This window comes from Nakamurella antarctica, assembly GCF_003860405.1.
In the GTDB taxonomy this organism is placed as follows: domain Bacteria; phylum Actinomycetota; class Actinomycetes; order Mycobacteriales; family Nakamurellaceae; genus Nakamurella; species Nakamurella antarctica.
In genome coordinates this window covers 292,286-307,042 of record NZ_CP034170.1, presented here as the reverse complement: position 1 = coordinate 307,042, position 14,757 = coordinate 292,286, and the positions used below count along the sequence as shown (strand labels likewise).

General features: G+C 61.7%; 16 protein-coding genes. 5 read left to right on the top strand and 11 right to left on the bottom strand.

Annotated elements, in window-relative coordinates; genetic code table 11:
- Window positions 1-60: 60 nt before the first annotated feature.
- The gene (locus tag EH165_RS01355) at window positions 61-1,473 is read right to left on the bottom strand and encodes a DUF2786 domain-containing protein (protein WP_164479062.1); all 1,413 of its coding nucleotides are present in this window, start codon (window positions 1,471-1,473) and stop codon (window positions 61-63) included.
- A 169-nt stretch (window positions 1,474-1,642) separates the two neighbouring features.
- Here EH165_RS01355 and EH165_RS01350 point away from each other — a divergent pair, with 169 nt between their 5' ends.
- Window positions 1,643-3,991: a HelD family protein gene (locus EH165_RS01350; RefSeq protein WP_422392120.1), complete on the top strand. Its 2,349-nt coding sequence runs from the start codon at window positions 1,643-1,645 to the stop codon at window positions 3,989-3,991.
- Window positions 3,992-3,996: 5 nt separating this feature from the next.
- On the opposite strand, the gene EH165_RS01345 is transcribed toward EH165_RS01350, so the two are convergent.
- Complete coding sequence (locus EH165_RS01345) at window positions 3,997-5,946, bottom strand: acyl-CoA dehydrogenase family protein (RefSeq protein WP_206426043.1); 1,950 nt, start codon at window positions 5,944-5,946, stop codon at window positions 3,997-3,999.
- Complete coding sequence (locus tag EH165_RS01340) at window positions 5,943-6,182, bottom strand: mycoredoxin (RefSeq protein ID WP_124797698.1); 240 nt, start codon at window positions 6,180-6,182, stop codon at window positions 5,943-5,945. The genes EH165_RS01345 and EH165_RS01340 overlap by 4 nt, the downstream gene beginning before the upstream one ends.
- Before the next feature lie 194 nt (window positions 6,183-6,376).
- Between EH165_RS01340 and EH165_RS01335 the strand changes: the two genes are divergently transcribed.
- On the top strand, window positions 6,377-6,955 hold the full coding sequence (locus EH165_RS01335; protein ID WP_124797697.1) for a Dps family protein: 579 nt from the start codon (window positions 6,377-6,379) through the stop codon (window positions 6,953-6,955).
- A gap of 89 nt (window positions 6,956-7,044) precedes the next feature.
- Here EH165_RS01335 and EH165_RS01330 read toward each other — a convergent pair whose 3' ends face one another.
- Window positions 7,045-7,947 (bottom strand): sigma-70 family RNA polymerase sigma factor, encoded by a 903-nt coding sequence (locus tag EH165_RS01330; RefSeq protein WP_164479061.1) that lies wholly within the window; start codon window positions 7,945-7,947, stop codon window positions 7,045-7,047.
- Between the two features lie 406 nt (window positions 7,948-8,353).
- Here EH165_RS01330 and EH165_RS01325 point away from each other — a divergent pair, with 406 nt between their 5' ends.
- Together EH165_RS01325 and EH165_RS01320 are read left to right on the top strand one after the other, a co-directional pair.
- Entirely contained in the window at window positions 8,354-9,073 is a 720-nt protein-coding gene (locus EH165_RS01325; RefSeq protein ID WP_124797695.1) for a GAF and ANTAR domain-containing protein, read from the top strand.
- Window positions 9,074-9,163: 90 nt separating this feature from the next.
- Window positions 9,164-9,469: a hypothetical protein gene (locus tag EH165_RS01320; RefSeq protein ID WP_124797694.1), complete on the top strand. Its 306-nt coding sequence runs from the start codon at window positions 9,164-9,166 to the stop codon at window positions 9,467-9,469.
- Window positions 9,470-9,501: 32 nt separating this feature from the next.
- Here the strand turns inward: EH165_RS01320 and EH165_RS01315 are convergent, their stop codons facing one another.
- The 3 genes from EH165_RS01315 to EH165_RS01305 form a co-directional block, all read right to left on the bottom strand.
- The gene (locus EH165_RS01315; protein WP_124797693.1) at window positions 9,502-10,107 is read right to left on the bottom strand and encodes a hypothetical protein; all 606 of its coding nucleotides are present in this window, start codon (window positions 10,105-10,107) and stop codon (window positions 9,502-9,504) included.
- A gap of 36 nt (window positions 10,108-10,143) precedes the next feature.
- Entirely contained in the window at window positions 10,144-10,992 is an 849-nt protein-coding gene (locus tag EH165_RS01310) for an NAD-dependent protein deacetylase (protein WP_124797692.1), read from the bottom strand.
- Between the two features lie 274 nt (window positions 10,993-11,266).
- On the bottom strand, window positions 11,267-11,791 hold the full coding sequence (locus tag EH165_RS01305; protein ID WP_164479060.1) for a DUF1697 domain-containing protein: 525 nt from the start codon (window positions 11,789-11,791) through the stop codon (window positions 11,267-11,269).
- A gap of 91 nt (window positions 11,792-11,882) precedes the next feature.
- Here EH165_RS01305 and EH165_RS01300 point away from each other — a divergent pair, with 91 nt between their 5' ends.
- Entirely contained in the window at window positions 11,883-12,872 is a 990-nt protein-coding gene (locus tag EH165_RS01300; protein ID WP_124797690.1) for a glutathione S-transferase family protein, read from the top strand.
- A 1-nt stretch (window position 12,873) separates the two neighbouring features.
- Here the strand turns inward: EH165_RS01300 and EH165_RS01295 are convergent, their stop codons facing one another.
- From EH165_RS01295 to EH165_RS01280, 4 genes are all read right to left on the bottom strand, one after another.
- The gene (locus tag EH165_RS01295) at window positions 12,874-13,191 is read right to left on the bottom strand and encodes a 4a-hydroxytetrahydrobiopterin dehydratase (RefSeq protein ID WP_124797689.1); all 318 of its coding nucleotides are present in this window, start codon (window positions 13,189-13,191) and stop codon (window positions 12,874-12,876) included.
- A gap of 63 nt (window positions 13,192-13,254) precedes the next feature.
- A complete protein-coding gene (locus EH165_RS01290) occupies window positions 13,255-13,941 on the bottom strand; it encodes an HAD family hydrolase (RefSeq protein ID WP_164479059.1) in 687 nt (228 codons plus the stop codon).
- 45 nt (window positions 13,942-13,986) lie between these two features.
- Window positions 13,987-14,262: a hypothetical protein gene (locus tag EH165_RS01285; protein WP_124797687.1), complete on the bottom strand. Its 276-nt coding sequence runs from the start codon at window positions 14,260-14,262 to the stop codon at window positions 13,987-13,989.
- 63 nt (window positions 14,263-14,325) lie between these two features.
- Entirely contained in the window at window positions 14,326-14,733 is a 408-nt protein-coding gene (locus EH165_RS01280; protein WP_124797686.1) for a lipoyl protein ligase domain-containing protein, read from the bottom strand.
- Window positions 14,734-14,757 lie beyond the last annotated feature (24 nt).

The window sequence follows — 14,757 nt, the reverse complement described above, 5'->3', positions numbered from 1 at the left end:
ACCTTTGCTCATTCGCCGACGGTAACCCCACCGGGCCGACGGGCACAAACCATCCTGACCTTAGGTAATAACTGCGCTGTCCGCAGCTGCGCGCCCCGCCCACCATCCATCTGCATTGACCTGGCGGCCACCACCGGTTCGGGTATTCGGGAACAGCCGCACGAACTCGACATCCACCGCCTCGGCGCGGTTGGCCAGCACGGGCACCAGATCAGTCCCGTACTGCTGTTTGGCCTGTTCCAGTGCCACCTTCTCCACCTCGGACAGCCGCTCCCCGATCCGTGCGGCGTAGGAGAGCAGAAACGCGCGACGAAAGGACGGCGACCGCAGATCGCCGGAATGCTCACCGCTAGCCACCATCGCGCGGGTGGCCTGGATCAGCAAGGAGGTGAACAGGATTTCTACAAGCTCCAGTTCCAGTTCGCGTCCGACCATGACGGCCATCCCGTTCACGTCGTCCCAAATCACCCTGACGACGTTGACGCCGCCGAGGGTTGCTAACAGCTGGGCCTTCTCCCGCGCGTAAGGATCGTCAATGTGCACTCGGACCGAGTGAATAGTGGGGTCAGTCTGCTCGCCTCCGACCTCACCCGAACGATCGACCATTGCGGCGTCAATTTCGTGTCGCGTCATGAGGTCTTGAGCCTTGGCACTGAAGGTTTCCGCCTCGGCGGGGAACGTCGTCGATTCCGCCTTGGCCAGCAGCGCCCTGATTCGGGTCAGCATTTTAAGATCCTGCGGAGAACTCAGGTGGGTTCGGGCTGGCGTCATCCCCCACTTCGACGGCGGCGGAACGAGTCTGGTGATCCCCGGCAGCTCCTGAAGCTGGCCGATCACCCTCAGGGCCGCGCGCCAGCCATCCGCCGGCCGCATCCCGTGCGACAGCGCCCAGTCGGTCACGAGCGTCGCGGTGGAGTCGCCGAGCTGGCCGCGCCGCTGGGAGGTAGGCGCGGGGACCTCGCCACCCGCGGTGGACCCGTCCGTCTTCGGGTCGCCCGTAGCCTGCGCATCTGGCACCTCAGCGCCCAAAGCGGCGAGTTGGTCAAGCCACGTGTGAGGCGCGGCTCCGAGAGGACGCCCAAAAATAGACTGCTCGATGACGGCTAACGTCGCCAGCTCCGCCGATTCCTCGTCTTGGGCTCGCCGGACCACATGCGGCAGGTCGAGCGGCTGCCAACCCCGCTCATACAACTCGGTGATCACGCCTGCCAAGACGGCCGAAATCACGTGATCGGCGTGCAATTCGGTAGCCACTTCCAGCTGTCCGAGCACCGTGAGCGAATCGACGGCTACATCGACCGCTTTCGGCCGGCGTTGGGAGCCGTAGGCCGCTGCAGCGGCCGCGCGTATGAGATCGGCAACGACGTCAGCAGCGGGTCGTTTCAGGTGTTCCGGGAAACCCGCGGGTAGCTGAAAGTCGTCCAACGGCGCCGCTGTGAACTTCGCCGATTTACCCTTCTTTCCTCCCGCCATACCCTCAGTCTGCTGCATGTCGGCACGAGTCCCCACATCCACAGTTTTCCGCGGCAGCCCTCCGCCTGCGCGTCTAGACTGGACTGCTCACCGTTATCGGGCCCCTACCGGCCGATCCGGAGTGACATTTCCAGACATCAACGGCAGGATCGCTGTGACTCAAGGCGGTATCCCTATTAACGACAACATTCGCGCGGCCATCGCCGATGAGCAGCGCTACCTCACCGTGCTCTACCAACGGCTCGACGATTTCTGGGCCGAGACGAAGGACTCGATGGCGCGAGCGCTGCGCGAGACCGACGGCACCCCGCAGGGCCTGAGCGAACGTGATGTGGCGACCGCTAAATATGCTGATCGCCTCGCCGCCCTGGGCGCAGCCGAGTACGGGCTGTGCTTCGGACGTTTGGATTTTGACCCGGCAAGCCGCTCTGCGGCAGAGTCGCTTGAGCTCTATATCGGTCGGATGGGTGTCTACTCGAAGGACTACGAGTCGCTCTTGATCGACTGGCGAGCCCCCGCAGCGAGGCCGTTCTATTTGGCGACGGCCGTCGCCCCCGATGGGGTCCAGCGACGCCGTCATATCCGTTCCAGTCGCCGTCGCGTCACGGGTATCGATGACGAGTCTTTGGTGCTGACCGGCACGTCGGCCGCAGACGCAGTGTCGGCGCGCGCGGGTCTGACGGGCGAATCGGCACTGCTCGCGGCTTTGGACGCCAACCGCACGGGTCGGATGAACGACATTGTCGAGACCATCCAGGCCGAACAGGACCGAATTATTCGAGCAAACCTCAATGGCGCACTGGTGGTGCAGGGCGGTCCGGGGACGGGTAAGACAGCTGTCGCGCTGCACCGCGCCGCTTATCTGCTCTACACCCACCGCGAACGGCTGGCCAACAGTGGCGTCTTGGTGGTCGGCCCGAACACCACCTTTTTGCGCTACATCGGCCAAGTGCTGCCTTCTCTGGGTGAGACGGCAGTATCACTGTCCACCATCGGTAACCTCTTTCCCGGTGTGCGCGCCGAGCTGATCGAAGCCGGGCCGGTGGCCGGCCTCAAAGGCCAGCTACTGATGGCCGGGGTGGTCCAGACCGCAGTTCGGAACCGGCAGCGAGTTCCCGCCGGATATATCGAGGTTCCGTTTGAACGCGACAGCCTCAGGCTCCTCAAGGATGACGCCCTGACGGCTCGTAAGCGGGCCCGGTCCTCTCGCCAGCCGCATAACAAAGCTCGCGCCACCTTCTTCGCCGAGATGATCAATTTCCTTGCCCAGCAATATGCCGCCCGCATGGGCGCCAACGTGGTCGGCGGGCCGAACCTACTGGACGAATCAGACTTGGGTGAGATTCGCACGGAGTTGCGCGGTGATTCACAAATCTTGGCCGCGCTTGATGAGCTGTGGCCGCGCTTGACCCCGCAGCAGCTGCTCTCCGATCTGTATGCCAGCGACGCCGCATTGGCCGCTGCGGCGCCGAAGCTTTCGGCAGCTGAGCGAACTCTGCTGCGCCGCACAGGAATCACGGCGTGGTCGCCTGCTGATGTTCCACTGTTGGACGAAGCGGCAGAACTTCTCGGCGTCGACGACAGCGCGGCGAAAGCCCGGGCGCAGCGCCAACGTGACGACGAAGTCGATTACGCCCAAGGGGTTCTCGATATTATTGAAGGTTCACGGTCTGCAGATTTCGAGGACGACGGCGAAGAAGAGATGCTGGTCGCCTCAGATCTGATCGGCGCCGACCTCCTCGCTGGACGCCAAGACGCGGAGATCCAGACCACGACGGTCGAGCGCGCGGCGGCTGACCGCGAATGGACGTACGGCCATCTCATCGTCGATGAAGCTCAGGAGCTCTCACCGATGGCGTGGCGAATGTTGATGCGCCGCAACCCCACTCGCTCGATGACGGTGGTGGGGGATGTCGCGCAAACCAGCGACCCCGCCGGCACCACGTCATGGGCGCAGGCACTCGAGCCCTATCTCGGCGACCGCTGGCATCTGGAAAATCTGACGGTGAATTACAGGACCCCCGCAGAGATCATGGACGTTGCCAACCAGGTGTTGGCTGCCATCGACCCCCAACTTATCGCGCCGCAGTCGGTCCGTGAGACCGGGTCGGCGCCGTGGAAGTTACGGGTTGAGGCGGGGTTTTTGGCCGAGTCGCTAGTGCGACAAGCCACAGCGATGGCAGCCGGCGGCAAGAAAGGCACGCTCGCGATCCTGGTTGGCCACGAACAGATCTCGGGACTTGCCGCTGCTGTGGAAAGTCTGCACCCGGGCTTCGCGCCCGCATCGACCAATGCGGATCCCGATCTCGAAAAGCCGATCGTAATGCTCACCACGCTGCAGGCCAAAGGCTTGGAGTTCGACAACGTGATTGTCGTGGAGCCAGCGGCGATAGTACGTGAATCCGATCGCGGCATCAACGATCTGTATGTGGCGATCACTCGCCCTACGCAGCAGCTCGGCGTGATTCACACCGAGGACCTGCCCACGATGCTCGACGGTTTGGTCGACTACGCCTGACGGCTTCAGCAGCGTGCCGAGGCTTGGCGCTCTCGCTCCTCGAACAGGATCGGGGCAGTAAGCCATTCCTCGGGGATCGAAAAGCCATCGACCAACAACCGCGCGTGGGGGCGCAGCTCGGCGCAGAGTTGGTCGATGCCCAGACTTACGGTCTTGGTCTGAGATACCGTCAGTCGGTCGTGTTCTAGGAACCAGGCCGCATCTCGCTCGATTTCGCTCAGAACATGCAGGTCGCACACGGCACCCAGCAGCGCCACCAGGTCAGGGTCCTCAGCTTTCGCAATCGACACCGCAAACCCCTGTAGCACCAGGTGTTCCACATGCGCCCGCGCCGCACGCAGCACATGGTTTTGGGTTCGAGAGCTGATGGTCTCGGAGTCCGCTCCGTCTTTGGCTGCTTTCTGGATCCGGCGGCCCAGGCTGCTTACCAAATGCTCGGTGCGGTCGGCGAAGAGTGCCAGCTGCCAGTCGCGGTCCCGCAGCGACGCACTGTCGCTCTCGCGGCCACCGATCATCCTGATTCGTTGCAGAAGTGAACGAGCGGAGGTTATCTCGGCTACATCGCCCAACACTTGCTCAGCGATGAATCCGACCATGCCTACTGTGTCGAGGTCGCCCACATGCTCGCGGTACTGCGTCATAAGCCCTTTGCCCGCCAACTGCAACAGCACCGTATTGGCACCCTCGAAGGTGGTGAAAACATCGAGATCCGCTTTGAGCTGGGTGATCTGATTCTCGGCGAGATAGCCTGCGCCACCACATGCTTCGCGGCACACCGAAACCGCTTCACTGGCATGCCACGTTGCTAACGCCTTCATCCCAGCAGCTCGAGATTCCAATTCGCGTTGTTGCTGCTCGTCGGGCTCGGCTGCCGTTTGCACCTCGTGCATGATGCGCAGCAGCTCGTCCTGGGCAAAATGCAGGGCATAGGTACGCGCCAACACCGGCAATAACGTGCGTTGATAGGCCGGATAGTCAAGCAGCACTGTCTCTTCCGCGTCCGCGCCAGCGGCGAACTGGCGTCGAACATCGCCATAGCGGACCGCAATGGCAAGCGCTTTTTTGGTGGCGCTGCCCGCACTTCCCGCAACACTTACCCGACCCCGGACAAGCGTCCCCAGCATGGTAAAAAATCGTCGGCTCGAGCTCTCGACGGGGCTGCTGTACTCGCCCTTCTCGTCCACAGCGCCGTATCTGTTCAGCAGCGCCTGACGCGGCACTCGCACCTGGGAGAACATCAGCCTTCCGTTGTCCACCCCGTTGAGCCCGCCCTTGCGCCCACAGTCGGTGATGGTCACGCCCTGCATCGTCGCACCCGCTTCGTCGCGGATCGGGACTAGCAGTGCGTGCGGCCCATGGACGCCAGCAGCAGTCACGAGCTGGGCGAAGACGACAGCGAGTCGCCCATCGTTGGCGGCGTTGCCGATGTAGTCCTTCCGTGCCGACGAATCGGGACTGTGCACCACGAACTCGTCGGTCGCCGGGTCGTAGGTTGCGGTGGTGCGAATGCGTTGAACATCGCTGCCATGGCCGGTTTCCGTCATCGCGAAGCAGCCGATTAGATCAGCATCCATGATGGGGCGCAGGTACTTTTCGTGGTGCACGTCGGTGCCGAGCGCGTTAATCGCGCCCCCGAACAGGCCCCATTGCACACCCGCTTTAACCATCAGCGACAGGTCTGCTTGGGCAAGGATTTCGAACACCGTAATAGATGCGCCGGGATCGCCGCCGCCGCCGTACTTCTCGTCAAAGCCGAGCCGCTGGATGCCAGTCCGAGCGGTGGCTTGGAGAGCTTGAAGCGTCGCTACGCGATGCTCTGCCGTGTCCAAGTTTTCCGTATCCGACAAAGGGATCTGCCGGATTTGGTCGGTGAACGTGGCACGAATATCTGCCCACCTGCCACCGAGGTGACGCTGTAGCACTGCAAGGTCTGTCGAAGCGATCACTCCGATCAACTCCCAAGTTTAGCCGTCACTTGCGCGACGGACGGATTCGTCATTGCAGTGCCGTCCGCGAACACAACAGTTGGTACCGTCCGGTTTCCGTTATTAAAACCCTCGACGATGGTGGCGGCGTCCGGGGTCTGTTCGATATCGATATCGTCGAATTCGATACCTGCTCGGTCAAGATCCATCGCTAACCGGTGGCAGTAGGGGCACCAGGACGTCGTGTACACAGTCAGTTCGCTCATGCATCCATGTATACCCGGTACGCGCTCGGCACCGCCCCCCAGGCAGTGACGGCACCGCCCCCAGGCAGTGACGGCACCGCCCCCGGGCGGCGGGGGGATCAGGCGCTCGGATCGTTTGCGAGAAGCGTACTTTGGGCACCGCACCAGCAGATGACGAAGATGTCCGTCATTGACGCAACGGAAGGAAGACCACCATGGCAAAAGGCAAAGCAGGACTCCCCCGCTTCACAGTTCCGTCCATGTCACTCGCGGAAGGCGCGAATGTCGCAGCAATCCTGCAGGACCGCCTGAACGCACTCAACGACTTGGCACTGACTCTCAAGCACATTCACTGGAACGTGGTGGGACCGCATTTTATCGGCGTTCATGAAATGCTCGACCCACAGGTGGACGCGGTTCGCGCGCAAGTGGACGAAACTGCCGAACGTATTGCAACCCTGGGTGTTTCACCCAAGGGCACCGCTGGCGCATTGGTGAAAGACCGCACGTGGAACGACTATTCGGTCGGCCGCGCGGACTCCATCGCTCACCTTGGCGCTCTCGACATGGTCTACCAAGGGGTCATCGCTGACCACCGCAAGGCTGCGAGTAACACCGAGGAGTCCGATCCGGTCACCAACGACATGCTGATCGGTCAGCTTCGCGAATTGGAGCAGTTTCACTGGTTCGTCCGCGCGCACCTGGAGTCATCATCAGGAACGCTCAGCACTGATGGATCTGACACAGAGGTTGAAGCCGCCACTGCTGCCGAGAAAGACGCCGCCGCTCACTAGTAGCAACGGGCGTTGTTCAGCGGTGAAAGTGCCCCGACGGAGCTCTCCGTCGGGGCACTTTTCTGCACTGTGCTCCCTGCGACCTCATGTCAGGCAATGGCCTTCGCGGAGCCAGGCTCCTGGAGCTTCTTGATCGCTCTGCGCAAAATACGCGAGATGTGCATCTGGCTGACGCCGAGTTCGCGGCCAATTTCCGCCTGGGTCAGCCCTTTGAAGTAGCGCAGGGCCAAAATTTCCCGCTCCCGGTCGTCGAGATGGGCAAACATGCCGGCGAGCATCATATGGTCCTCTACCTGCGAGAGCGCGGGGTCTTCGTCGGCGCCGGCGAATCCATTTTCTACCATCGGATCCAAACACACGCCACTGAACCCGCGGCCAGCGACCACAGCTTCCCGCACCTCCGACTCGTCCACCTCGAGCGCCGCGGCGATTTCGGAATTAATGGGTTCCCGACCCAAGTGCTGCAACAGATCTCGCCTAGCTCCGGCGACAGCTGGTTGCATTTCCTGGAGGCGACGAGGGGGGCGCACCGCCCAAGCGTGGTCACGGAAGTACCGCTTCAACTCGCCGTTAATCGTCGGGACTGCGTAGTGCAGGAAGTCCTCGCACTTGTCCGGGTCGCAATTCTCCGCCGCTTTGACCAGACCAAGGTAGGCAACTTGGTCGAGATCCTCGCGGTCCACGCCCTTTCCACGGTAGCGAGCAGCCACAGAGTGGGCAACGCGCATGTGCTCGACAATGACGGCGTCGAGTAGCCGACGCTTCTCGCGGGGGTTCACCGCCAGCCGAGCCTTTGCTAGCAAATCAAGGACCCTCGATGCTCGCTCAGAATCAATCGCCCTCGGTCGGGACTCAGTGCCAGCTGTGGGCGCAACGCCCTTAGCCGCGGGCTCTCGGGGGGTTGGCAGCAAGGTGAGAATAGGGCCGCGGTCCTGGGTGCTGGCAACACTATCGGTAGCTTTTTCGGCGTGAATCATGAGTTGAACAGCCATCACAGGCCTCCTGAAATACGAGTGGAGATTCCTGGCGCCGCTTTTGGACCGGACCCTTAGCCAATCACTCCCGGGATCTGGATGCAAGGTTGTCACCGCCGGCCCCAAAGGACGCCCCACCGCGCTGGCATTCGAGGCTTCGACAGTCCCCTCACTCGTTTTTCGGCCACCGTTCGCGGCGAAACCGCATGTCGGGATACACAAGGGCAACGAGAGGTCATTGAACGCCATCTGCTCTTAAGCGTCCTACCGAGGATGGTAAAACCGAGCGGAACGCACGCCTTGATTCACCCTTACGAGCGAATGTGCGCGGCCGGTAGGCGGCCGCGTATCCTTGGCTGTGGGCACGCAAGCCCACCCATTCGCGCTCTGATCCGCGTTCTCCATTACGACGTAAGGACTCCACGTGACACGGGCGAACAGTGTTCCCCTGGCGGGAATGATGGCCGAAGCCGCGCGCGACCTCGCGGCGCAGACGGAACTGGACGAGGCCCTTAAACAGGTTTCTGACCTGGCGCTACGCACCGTGGCCTGCGACCGTGCCAGCATTACACTGCGACTACCAGGTGGCAATTACGAGACATTCGCCGCGACTGACGACAAAGCGCAACAAGCTGATGCGCTGCAATACAGCCTCAACGAGGGTCCGTGCGTCGATGCTCTGTGGAATAACGGCTACTACCGGGTCGAAGATGTCGGAACGGACCCTCGTTGGCCACAGTGGGGGCCACAGGCAGCAGAACTCGGCATCCACAGCATTCTCAGTATTCATTTGTTCACCAGCAATCTTCCCGTGGGTGCCCTCAACCTCTACTCCACGCGCTATCGGACCTACAGCGACGAAGATGTCGAAGTCGCCAAGATCGTGGCCGCACACGCTTCAGTGGCATTCGCGCGAATCCGCGCGGAGAAGGACCTGTGGGCGGCAGTCGATTCACGGCACCTCATCGGCCAGGCCCAAGGAATTTTGATGGGAAAGCTGAACTTGACCGCAGAACAAGCATTTGCGGTGTTGCAGAGGTACTCGCAGAGGTCGAACACGAAGTTGCGCGACGTTGCGGTGAAGATCATCGACACACGCGCATTGCCAGCAGATTCCGGCACTGCGAGCCGCTCTTCCACATAGCCAACGGCACACAGGTTTGGCTGTATCTACTGGCGGGTAGTGCCTCGAATGACCTTGGATTTACCCCGCAGCTGCCTCTGAAAGACCACCATGAACAATGACGTTCCCCTGAGAATCACCTGGGTGGTGCTCTGCACCCCGCCGGAGGCCAAGCCCTACAGCGAATATGTGGAAGGAACCCGACTCTCGCAGACCACCGGTCAGCTCCAGATTTTCGACTCTGGCCGTGTGGTTCGCTCCTATGCAGCCGGATCCTGGCGGAATTTCTGCGAGTGGGTACCGGTCCCCGAGGTGTACCCGCTCACCATTATCCGGCTGGACCCGGAGCAATCGCTGCCGACGCCGCGTAGCCACAGCGAAGAAGCAGACTCCGCTACTCATCGGCAATTTCGGTAAAGAGGCTCTCGTGCGGTCGCGCCGTGCTGGCGCTAGCGAGTACGCACGGTTGTGACCAGTCGGACCAGGCTAGGGACTTGTGGCGTTGATCCAAAACCGAACGTCACCGGCGGCGACACATTACGCAGGTCGCCGAGATCTACCGAATCGAAAGTTCCGGTGACGCCCTGAATGTTGTGCATATCCAGCGCGGAATACCATTCTCCACGACCGTTTCCCGCCGTACCGACGGTGCGGACGCCCGGCACCAGAACACGAGCAATGGGGTCAATGGCCCGAGTCCACAACAGGTTCAGCGATAACCATCTGGGGACCAGCTGCAGAAGCCAACCCAGGGGGTGGCGCCGGCCGGTAGCGAAGTCCACCGTCAGGTCCGGAGTGCTGATACCCCACCTCACCCCTGATCGCCGCAGCTTGACTGGCTGAATTCGTACGTGGTCAAACGAATAGGTGGCGCTGACAAATTCAGCCGCTTCCTCGTTGGGGGCCAATAGGATTCGGGTTCCGTCCGCGGTCTGAACCATCACGTCGGCGAAAGAACCCAGTGGGGAATCCGGCCACATCCCAATCACCAGCCTCACGCCGGACGATGTGCCAATACCTGCAATCGCGCCGTTGAATTTGCCGTCGACCTTCATAACATTCCCGTCATTTGTTCGTGGTCACCATTGTCGTCACTGGGCGGTGGTTAGGCGCTGCGTTAAAGCCTGCAGGGTCTGGGTCGTCCCAGTTTCCAACTTAATGGTGGCGAGATCGTCGCCGCGGGTGCTGCCCCGGTTGATGATCACAATGGGGATGTTTTCCCGGGCTGCCAGCCGCACAAAGCGGTAGCCGGAGAACACGGTCAACGACGAGCCAGCTACCAGGAGAGCGCTGGCAGCAGCTACCATCGCCAGTGCCTGCTGAACTCGCGGCAATGGCACCGACTCACCGAAAAACACCACATCCGGTTTCAGGATTCCGCCGCATTCCTCGCAGGCAACAACTCGGAAATCGCTGGTCTCCTCCAAAACAGTGTCCCCATCGGGAGCGACCTCGACGTTTTTACCTTCCGCAAAACCCGGGTTGAGTTCGGCCAACCGCGCCTGCACTCGTGCTCGGTCGGTGAGGTGGCCTTGAGCCAGGCACACGACGCGATCGATCCTGCCGTGGAGGTCGATGGGGTCGACCGAGCCAGCTCGAGTGTGGAGCCCATCCACGTTTTGAGTGATCAAGCCAGCGAGCAGCCCCGCCCTTTCCATCGACACCAGCGCCCGGTGTCCGTCATTCGGCTCTGCGTGATCCATGGTGCCAAAGCCCAGATAGCTTCTTGCCCAATATCGTTGGCGGTTGAGGTCGGTTTTGATGAACTCTTGGAAAAACATCGGCGTGCGGTTGCCCGAACCGGGACCGCGGTAGTCGGGAATTCCCGAATCGGTGCTGAGTCCGGCGCCCGTGAGTACGGCAACGGACTTACCCCGCAGCAGCTGCGCAACTCGCCCTACTGCCTCAGCGAGGTGCGGCTCGCTGTCGGTACTGGTCATCGGCTACTGGCCTTCCAATTCTCTGCGCGCTCGTCGTCATCGTCGTCTCGTCGTTTCGTCGTCATCGTCGTCTCGTCGTTTCGATACCCGACGCTACGCGCGTTCGCGTCCCGCAGTCTTTTTCGGCAATCCGAGGGACTCCCTTCGAAGGTACCGAGCGATGGGCCAGCCGCGCTGAACAGGGTGAGCCACGAGCATTGTGTGGTGCTATCGATCCAGGTGTCTGAGCTTGCGCGGCGAACCACACCCGTTCCGGGCAGCGGTTGAGAGACCCTTAGGCCTGCTTAGACGCCCTGGCGACAAGCGCCATGACGGTCTTGCGGCCCCTGGTGGTGGCTACAGCGTCCAGCTTCTTTTCGATCAACGGCGTTGTGAGCTTCGAGTTGCCCAATCCGGTTGGATACAACAGGTGCACCTGCGCGCCATCCACCACGTAGCGCTCTAGGTCGTACTGGCCCAGCGAGGCTGGCTGTACTGGGCGGTCGAGAAAGGCGATGGCCACGTGTTTGTCGTCGTCGTGGGCGAATAGTTCCCGCGACCGCTCAAGCGTGGCGGCCAGCTGGTCCGGGGTTCGCACCACCACCGCCACATGACGGTCGATGGCAGCCTCAATCCCACTACTGACCAGGTCGGCTGCTCTGATCGGCCCATCGAGTGAATCGAACAGCAGGTTGCCGCTGTTGATGTAGGTGCTGACATTTGTCCATCCTTGTCTGAGGGCGATTTCTCTCAGCGCCGTCATCGACACCTTCGCGCCGCCGACATTCACCGCACGGAGCAGCGCTACGTAGGTCGTCATGGGTGCCATTGTCCCGTGCCGAAGGCTCGTGTGTTGTGGTGGCCTGCTCATTTCCGGTTCATAAGTATATGCACGTGCATATACTTATGAAATGAGCACTGACTTCAGCACCGAAGGTTCCTACGTCCACGGCGGCGAGGAGTTCAACCGGGATACCCGTTACATTCAGACACGCATTACGCGCGACGGCCGCGACGGCTATCCGGTGGAAGCCGGCCGCTACCGGCTTGTTGCCGCCAAGGCGTGCCCGTGGGCCAATCGCGCGATTATCGTGCGCCGCCTCCTCGGGTTAGAAGACTCCATCTCGATGGGCTTGTGCGGGCCGACGCACGACAGCCGCAGCTGGACCTTCGATCTCGATCCCAACGGCGTGGATCCCGTGCTGGGTATCGAGCGGCTCCAACAGGCATACTTCGCCCGATTCCCCGATTACCCCCGCGGCATCACGGTGCCAGCGATCGTGGACACCACGACGGGCAAGGTGGTGACGAACAACTACCCCCAGATCACGCTCGACATGTCGCTGGAATGGAAGGACTTTCACCGCGAAGGAGCCCCGGATCTCTACCCCGAGCACATGCGTGCAGAAATCGACGAGGTTGCCGATCTCGTCTTCCGCGACGTGAACAACGGGGTCTACCGCGCAGGTTTTGCCGGCTCCCAGCAGGCATACGAGAAGGCTTACCACCGGTTGTTCCACCGCCTCGACTGGCTGGAGGATCGCTTGCGTAACCAGCGATATCTGGTGGGAGAGACCATCACCGAAGCCGATGTACGCCTTTTCACCACCCTCGCCAGGTTCGACGCCGTCTACCACGGACATTTCAAATGCAACCGGAACAAACTCAGCGAGATGCCCGTGCTCTTCGCTTATGCCCGAGACCTGTTTCAAACTCCAGGTTTCGGCGACACCACCGACTTCGCGCAGATCAAGGCGCACTATTACCGCGTGCACGTGGACATCAACCCGACACAGATCGTGCCGCTTGGGCCGGACGAATCGCTGTGGCAGCTTCCGCACAATCGCGCCGATCTCGGGGGGCTCCCGTTCGGTAACGGGACGGCCCCAACAGTCCTGTAGCTCAGTTGGCAGGCTTGGCGTTGAACTGGCTCGCACACGCGCTGATCGAGCCGGCCAGCTTGCGATCGAGTTCGGTGACCACGCCGCCAGCATCATGCGTGGTGATCCGCAGCAAGACCTTGTTGTAGCGCCAGTCGAGGTCGGGGTGGTGGTTCAGTTCTTCGCTGATCTGACCCACCTGAACGATGAACAGAACGGCGGCAACTGATGTTGCAAGTGAGTAGGTGACGGTAAGCGCGCTGCCGTCGGTCTCCCAGCCTTCGAGTGTTGCTAGGGCATCTGCGAGTTCTGTCGAGGTGAGCTTGTGGGGAGTTTCCATGCCTTCCAGTGTGCCAAACCGACATCTTTCTCGTATGCGCGAGCCAAAGATCGAGCGCGCGAGCTACAGATCTACGACGTGGCCACGTGCTATTTCCCGTACGTCTTGCACATTCAGGCTCGCCAAAGAGTTGACATAACTGCGCCCAGCTCGCCACGGAAACTTCGTGATGCCGCGCAGCACCACCACTTTCGCCCCGGCGGCCTCCGCCGAGGCGACCCCGGCCGAAGAGTCTTCGAAGGCCACGCAGTGCTCCGGTTTTACGCCCAGCGCCGCGGCGGCGCGCAAGTACGGCTCCGGATGCGGTTTACCGAATTCGACGTCATCACCGCTGATGATGACCCGAAACGCGCCTTTCGGCGCTACCGCAGCAACCTGCTCGGCGATTTTGCGGTAGGACATGGTCACCAAAGCACACGGAATACCCGCCGCAGCGAGGTTTTCCAGCATCTTTCTGGCGCCATCCATCCACGTAACCCCGTCTTTGAGGAGTTCGCTGACAGTGTCGACCAAGTGGTCGATGATGTGTGGCTCCGGCATATCGACGCCACTTTCCCGGAGCGCCCGAGCCGAATCAGGCAGTGCTCGGCCAATGCTGGCGAGGGAATCCGCTTCTGTCCAGGGCGCGTTGTGCGCATCGGTGAGGGCGTACTGCACGGTGAGCCAGTGGTGTTCGGAATCGATGAGCGTCCCGTCCAAGTCCCACAGGACGGCGTGCGGCAAATCGGTTTCGGCGGGTACGGAATTCACGTGTTTATCGTAATGGGTGGGGGACAGGGGTGGCCAAGCAAACGCTCAGAGGACGTGGTCGGCCACGCGGTCTCGGGCGCCGGCTAAGACAGCGGCTGGCCACTCATTGGGCACCAGGTCGAACCGGTCCGCGTACGCGTCTAACACCGCCTGCGCCACCTGGTCTGTCGTCACACTCGACACGAGATCAGTGATGGCGCCTACCGTTTCCGGGTTCCACCCCGTGCCGAGCGCACTGTAGACGCCTTCCAGAACACCCCGGACCCGAGCAGAGTCTGACACCACGATGACAGCGCCGAATAGCCACCCGCGGCGCACCATCCGTTGGGCTGTGCCGATGAGTTTGACGCGGCCCTCGCCGTTGACGCTGTACTCGCCGGGGCACTATTCCCCCGCCACTTCCCCCATCCTGGCATCGCACCCCAAGGACCGAAGAGCGCCGGCGAGCAGTTCACCGTATTCGGCGAACCTTCCCTTAATATCGTGGAGATCCGTTGCAGAGTAACCTATATGGTCCAGGCAGATCGCCTGGTCGGTGTAGGCGGCGGCGCGCCCTCCTGACGAGCGACGAACCGGCACAAACCCTTGTGCGCGCGAAACTTGGACTGCCGCATCGAATCCTGGCAGTAGTTTGTCGCGGCCGGTCATCGCAACCGTCGGCGATGGTCGATAGATCCGCAGCCAGGGATCCCCGCCTTCGGCTGCCATCGCGGCAAGCAAAGCCGGCCCCACAGCGAGGTCGAGGGCCGCGTCTGTGCCTGATGGACCCGAAAGCAGCCGGACTATCGTCATATGCGTTGGCTTCCAGGCTTACTC

Coding starts and splice junctions, on each gene's coding strand:
- EH165_RS01355 (WP_164479062.1), bottom strand. CDS start 1,473: ATGGCGGGAGGAAAGAAGGGTAAATCGGCGAAGTTCACAGCGGCGCCG.
- EH165_RS01340 (WP_124797698.1), bottom strand. CDS start 6,182: ATGAGCGAACTGACTGTGTACACGACGTCCTGGTGCCCCTACTGCCAC.
- EH165_RS01335 (WP_124797697.1), top strand. CDS start 6,377: ATGGCAAAAGGCAAAGCAGGACTCCCCCGCTTCACAGTTCCGTCCATG.
- EH165_RS01330 (WP_164479061.1), bottom strand. CDS start 7,947: ATGGCTGTTCAACTCATGATTCACGCCGAAAAAGCTACCGATAGTGTT.
- EH165_RS01320 (WP_124797694.1), top strand. CDS start 9,164: ATGAACAATGACGTTCCCCTGAGAATCACCTGGGTGGTGCTCTGCACC.
- EH165_RS01315 (WP_124797693.1), bottom strand. CDS start 10,107: ATGAAGGTCGACGGCAAATTCAACGGCGCGATTGCAGGTATTGGCACA.
- EH165_RS01310 (WP_124797692.1), bottom strand. CDS start 10,992: ATGACCAGTACCGACAGCGAGCCGCACCTCGCTGAGGCAGTAGGGCGA.
- EH165_RS01305 (WP_164479060.1), bottom strand. CDS start 11,791: ATGACGACCTACGTAGCGCTGCTCCGTGCGGTGAATGTCGGCGGCGCG.
- EH165_RS01300 (WP_124797690.1), top strand. CDS start 11,883: ATGAGCACTGACTTCAGCACCGAAGGTTCCTACGTCCACGGCGGCGAG.
- EH165_RS01295 (WP_124797689.1), bottom strand. CDS start 13,191: ATGGAAACTCCCCACAAGCTCACCTCGACAGAACTCGCAGATGCCCTA.
- EH165_RS01285 (WP_124797687.1), bottom strand. CDS start 14,262: ATGGTGCGCCGCGGGTGGCTATTCGGCGCTGTCATCGTGGTGTCAGAC.
- EH165_RS01280 (WP_124797686.1), bottom strand. CDS start 14,733: ATGACGATAGTCCGGCTGCTTTCGGGTCCATCAGGCACAGACGCGGCC.